Origin of the sequence: Dolichospermum lemmermannii CS-548 (assembly GCF_028330815.1) — a bacterium.
Taxonomy (GTDB): Bacteria; Cyanobacteriota; Cyanobacteriia; order Cyanobacteriales; family Nostocaceae; genus Dolichospermum; species Dolichospermum lemmermannii.
The window spans coordinates 1-4,976 of record NZ_JAQMTJ010000217.1 but is presented as its reverse complement, the minus strand read 5'-3'; the positions used below and the strand labels follow the sequence as shown (position 1 = coordinate 4,976).

The 4,976-nt window shown below is 38.2% G+C and carries 5 protein-coding genes; 4 read left to right on the top strand and 1 reads right to left on the bottom strand.

What is annotated here, in order from left to right:
* Positions 1–197 precede the first annotated feature (197 nt).
* Positions 198–1,082, top strand: a complete 885-nt coding sequence (locus PN450_RS14410; RefSeq protein WP_271836736.1) for a type IIL restriction-modification enzyme MmeI — start codon at positions 198–200, stop codon at positions 1,080–1,082.
* Between the two features lie 386 nt (positions 1,083–1,468).
* On the opposite strand, the gene PN450_RS14405 is transcribed toward PN450_RS14410, so the two are convergent.
* Positions 1,469–1,915: a DUF6636 domain-containing protein gene (locus PN450_RS14405; protein ID WP_271836735.1), complete on the bottom strand. Its 447-nt coding sequence runs from the start codon at positions 1,913–1,915 to the stop codon at positions 1,469–1,471.
* Positions 1,916–2,297: 382 nt separating this feature from the next.
* Between PN450_RS14405 and hemF the strand changes: the two genes are divergently transcribed.
* The 3 genes from hemF to psb29 all read left to right on the top strand — a co-directional run bounded on the left by hemF (position 2,298) and on the right by psb29 (position 4,719).
* Positions 2,298–3,344 carry an oxygen-dependent coproporphyrinogen oxidase gene (gene hemF / locus PN450_RS14400; protein WP_271836734.1) on the top strand — a complete coding sequence of 349 codons (1,047 nt, stop codon included), beginning with the start codon at positions 2,298–2,300 and terminating at the stop codon, positions 3,342–3,344.
* Positions 3,345–3,475: 131 nt separating this feature from the next.
* Positions 3,476–3,844, top strand: a complete 369-nt coding sequence (locus PN450_RS14395; protein WP_148761876.1) for an STAS domain-containing protein — start codon at positions 3,476–3,478, stop codon at positions 3,842–3,844.
* A gap of 203 nt (positions 3,845–4,047) precedes the next feature.
* On the top strand, positions 4,048–4,719 hold the full coding sequence (psb29, locus tag PN450_RS14390) for a photosystem II biogenesis protein Psp29 (protein WP_148761878.1): 672 nt from the start codon (positions 4,048–4,050) through the stop codon (positions 4,717–4,719).
* Positions 4,720–4,976: the final 257 nt, after the last annotated feature.

Here is a 4,976-nt window from a genome sequence, read left to right as displayed (position 1 = left end):
GTAGAACGGCTTGAATAATTCAAAGTTTGTAGTGAGGAATTTATTCCTCATTTGAGGGCTGAAGCCCTTACTACGAAATCATCTCCAGATTTTTTACATTACTTAATCTACTTTGATTTATTTTCGTCTACTTACTTAGTGTTGAAGTTCCGTTTATTACTTCTTCTTTAAAAAGTGAGATATCGGTTACAAATGCTGTGAAATTAAAAGCGAATAAAAATTTCTCTTTTGAGTCTTGTGGATTAAGAGGAAAAGGCTTTATTTTATCAGAACAAGAAGCTCAAGAATGGATAAAATTAAATCAAAAAAATCAAGAGGTTCTTAAACCTATGATAGATGGTAAAGGGTTAATATATCCTTTTGAAAAGTTAGATTGGGTAATTGATTTTAATAATATGTCTATTGAGGAAGCATCACAATACATTCAACCATTTAATAGAGTTATGGAGAGAGTTAAACCTGAAAGAGAAAAAAATAAACGTGCGTCTAGGAAAAATAATTGGTGGAAATTTGGTGAATATGCACCAAAAATGAGAAATGCTTTAATTGATTTAAAGTGTTATTTTGCAGTACCTAAAGTATCTAAATATGTGACATTTATCCCTGTGAATATTTCTATTTTACCTTGTGAAGCTAATATGGTTGTTGCTGCTGATGATTTTTATATCCTTGGTATTCTCACATCTAACGTACATCGTGTTTGGGTAAAAGCGCAAAGTTCGACTTTAGAAGATAGAACTAGTTACACTAATACAACTTGTTTTGAAACTTTCCCCTTTCCGCAAACAGCAGATATAAAAATAATCCAACAAATTCGCACTAAAACAGAAGAACTACATAAATATCGTACTCAACAAATGGAAACCAAACAATGGGGAATCACTACATTATATAATAAATTTTTCACCGAACCGAGTAGTCAACTTTATAAACTACATGAACAACTGGATAAACTGGTAATGTCAGCTTATCAATTCAACCCAGAAGATGATATTTTAGAAAGACTGCTGTTATTAAATTTAGAATTAGCCGAAAAAGAAAAACAGGGAATTAAAATTATTGGACCAGAAATAGCAAATTAGTACGTAGTATGTAGGGTGCGTTAGAGGTTGTTTGAAAAGTATTAGATAAAACCAATAATCTTCAAAAACCCAACCCACCTTCCCAAGTAAGGGGTGTACCTCATAAACTTAAAATAGGCTGTATAATAATCCTATAGATTAAGGTGCGTTACGCTTTGCTAAGAGGATGTTTGAAAAGTTTTTAATGTATAAACTGACCCCTCTCCAAACCTCTCCCCTGCAAGGGGAGAGGCTTTAAAACCCCCATTCCCTTGTAGGGAATGGGGGTAGGGGGGTTAGGTTTTTGGAGATTATGGGTTTCATATAATACTTTTAAAACAACCTCTAACGCACCCTACTATTTTAGGAAAGGTTGTCAGAAATAAAAATGAAAAAAGGATTTTTAACTAAGGTTGAGAAAGTCCCAATACTCGCCATTTTTCCCGACTGAGAAAAAAACCAATACCATTACTATTAGTACAAGTTAAACCAGTTTTTTGGGAAACACATTTAAAACCACCATTGTTCCAAGTTTTTCCATAGGCCAAAACGGTTTTATTTTTATCAGCAATGGTATCACTGATACATAAAATTTCTGGTCTAGCATCAGCAGGTAACAAAAAACCCATTCCCCAATCAAACCCGCAATATCCAGGGTAAGGTTGAGGCGGTTTGGGTTTTAGCGAAGTATTGATTTCACACCTTAAACTATTTGTTTCTCCTGGAATTAACTCACAAAACATATTACCACTGGGGGATTGAAACCCTTTTGGTGCAGCAATACTTACCTGTGGCAATACAGTTACTATGCTGGTAACTACAAAGATAATTGGTTTGATCAATTGTTTATACATAATTGGATCATATCTGAAAAGGTTGGGTTGGGAAACGGTTACCTTCGCACAGCAAATGGTACAGCGGCGTTAGCCATAGTGTGGCAAAGCCATAACCCACAAAATGCGTATTTGTTGCGCTGTCGCTTAATCCAACAAAGCAAAAAATGGCGAAGGTATTGAGAATAATAAGATTATTTCTATGACTGTGAAAACGGGTCTTTAGATATGATATGTGTAAGTTGGAGTAAATTCCGTGCCAATGGATATTTAAAGGTGTTTTGACGGATAATAGCAAACTTCTTTGGCAGATTAAGCCGGATTTGTGACTTTCGCTGCTGAGAAGTTTTGACAACAAAAATTTGTAATTGTTTAGAAATTGTAATTTTAGGTTCGGGAATCTATGTTAACCAACGCGCAAACCCCCACTATCACAAAAGATTCATCTGATGTTCTCCCTGGTGTAAATGCTCAGGCTAGAGTCAGTCAGTTTATGCAGAATCTGCAGGATGAAATTACCCAAGGTTTAGAGAAATTAGATGGTCTGGGGACGTTTCAGGAAGATAGTTGGCAGCGTCCAGAAGGGGGTGGTGGGCGATCGCGTGTCCTGCGGGATGGGGCGATCTTTGAACAAGCAGGGGTAAATTTTTCTGAAGTTTGGGGTTCTCATTTACCTCCTTCAATTTTAGCCCAACGTCCAGAAGCAGCAGGACATGGATTTTATGCAACGGGTACTTCTTTGGTGTTGCACCCACGAAATCCTTATGTACCTACAGTCCATTTAAATTACCGCTATTTTGAAGCAGGCCCAGTTTGGTGGTTTGGTGGAGGTGCGGATTTAACACCTTATTACCCCTTTGCTGAAGATGCAAAACATTTTCATAACACTTTTAAACAAGCTTGTGATCAACACCATCCTGAGTATTATCCTGTGTTTAAGCGGTGGTGCGATGAATATTTTTATCTGAAACATCGGGATGAAACACGAGGAATTGGTGGTTTATTTTTAGATTACCAAGATGGTCAAGGTTCTATCTATCGCGGCCCAGATCCTCATGGGGACGCAGCTATTTATAGTAATCAGGTAGGTCAATTACCGTCACGGAGTTGGGAAGATATATTTGCTTTAGTTCAAGACTGTGCTGGGGCATTTTTACCTGCTTATGCGCCAATTGTGGAACGCCGACAGGGGATGGAATACGGCGATCGCCAACGTAATTTCCAATTATACCGTCGTGGTAGATATGTAGAATTTAACTTGGTTTATGACCGAGGGACAATTTTTGGACTGCAAACCAACGGCCGCACAGAATCAATTCTCATGTCTCTACCACCTTTAGTTCGTTGGGAATATGGCTACAAACCAGAACCTAATTCTCCTGAAGCTGAGTTGTATGAGACTTTTCTAAAACCGCAAGATTGGATAAACTGGAAACCAAGTCAAGAATAGGCAAGATCTAAGGGGTGAGAGGCACTCCTTCTCTCCCCCTCTTGCTTATTCTCTATTCCCTAAAAATTTTTTTATAACCCCTACTGATGATTGTTTTGATTAGCAAATATTAGCAAAAAGATGTTACTTCAATGATTCATATAGAGCAAAAAACCTACACAACTCAAGACGGTAACACAATAATAATGTTAACTCCGGTAGGTCGCTTAGATATTACCACTGCTTGGCAATTTCGGCTGAAATTACAGGAATGTATTTCTAAGCTTGGCCGTCATATTGTTATTGATCTAGGCCAAGTAAATTTTATTGATAGTTCTGGACTGACTTCCTTAGTAGCTGGTATGCGTGATGCTGATAAGGTTAAGGGCAGTTTTCGTATTTGTAATATTCACCCAGAAGCCAAGCTTGTGTTTGAAGTCACAATGATGGATACAGTATTTGAAATCTTTGAAACTCAAGAAGAAGCCCTAGAAGGTGTACCTCGGAGTCTAAGTTTTTGATAGAACTAGGACTTACGCAAGTGTCACACCGAAAATCTGTTGTAGGGTGCGTCAGACTGCATAAATACTGCAAATAAACAGATTGTTGATATCTGAGGCACCCTATCAATGTGCCAGTTGCGTAAGTCCTGATAACTTGAACTATTTAGCCCTGATTGGTTCATACTAGATAACAGGAATACGCCTTTACTAAAATTTTCTTTGTGAATAACGTCCGTACAGTATCTGATACAAAAAGAACCTTTTACACTCTTCATACCAGGCCGATTAATACTATTTACCGCCGGGTAGTGGAGGAGTTGATGGTAGAAATGCACCTACTATCAGTCAATGTTGATTTTAGCTACGATGCGATTTATGCCTTGGGCGTTGTCACAACTTTTGACCGCTTCATGGATGGCTACCAACCAGAACAGGACAAAGAGTCAATTTTCCGAGCAATCTGTCAGGCTGTGGAACAAGACCCCCAGAGCTACCGACAAGATGCCTCCAGATTGCAAGCTTTAGCTGCCAGTTTACCAGCTAAGGATTTGATTGCTAGTTTAAGTCAAGCAAGTCCCCTCAATCAAGATGCAGATTTGCAAAAGCAACTAGAAGCGGTGGCCGCAAATTCCAACTTTAAATATAGTCGTTTATTTGGCGTTGGTTTATTTGCATTATTAGTCCAGTCAGATCCTGAACTTGTCAAAAACAATGAGCAAAGGGCTGAAGCACTAAAAGCAATCTCTAACGGGTTACATATCTCTGAAGATAAACTCATCAAAGATTTAGAACTATACAGTTCTAACCTGGAAAAAATGGCGCAAGCACTCATAGTCATGGCAGATATTTTGACAGCAGATCGGAAAAAACGCGATGCTTTAAAGCAAGCCTAACTATCAGCACTATCCCGTACTAATAAATAATTTGGGAACGGGATATCCATGTTGAGAAATCCCCCAAATAGGGCTTGCTGAAAAAGTCTTTTCGTGAGGGCTAGGAGTCAGGAGTCAGGAGTCAGGAGTCAGGAGTCAGGAGTCAGGAGTCAGGAGGAAGAATTAGAAGGAGAGAAGAATAGTCTCAAATTTCAGAAAGTGATAGGTTTTTAATGGTTTCAATCCTTATTCCTTGCACCTAATTCACTTTTTTAACC

Coding starts and splice junctions, on each gene's coding strand:
- PN450_RS14395 (WP_148761876.1), top strand. CDS start 3,476: ATGATTCATATAGAGCAAAAAACCTACACAACTCAAGACGGTAACACA.
- hemF (WP_271836734.1), top strand. CDS start 2,298: ATGTTAACCAACGCGCAAACCCCCACTATCACAAAAGATTCATCTGAT.
- PN450_RS14405 (WP_271836735.1), bottom strand. CDS start 1,915: ATGTATAAACAATTGATCAAACCAATTATCTTTGTAGTTACCAGCATA.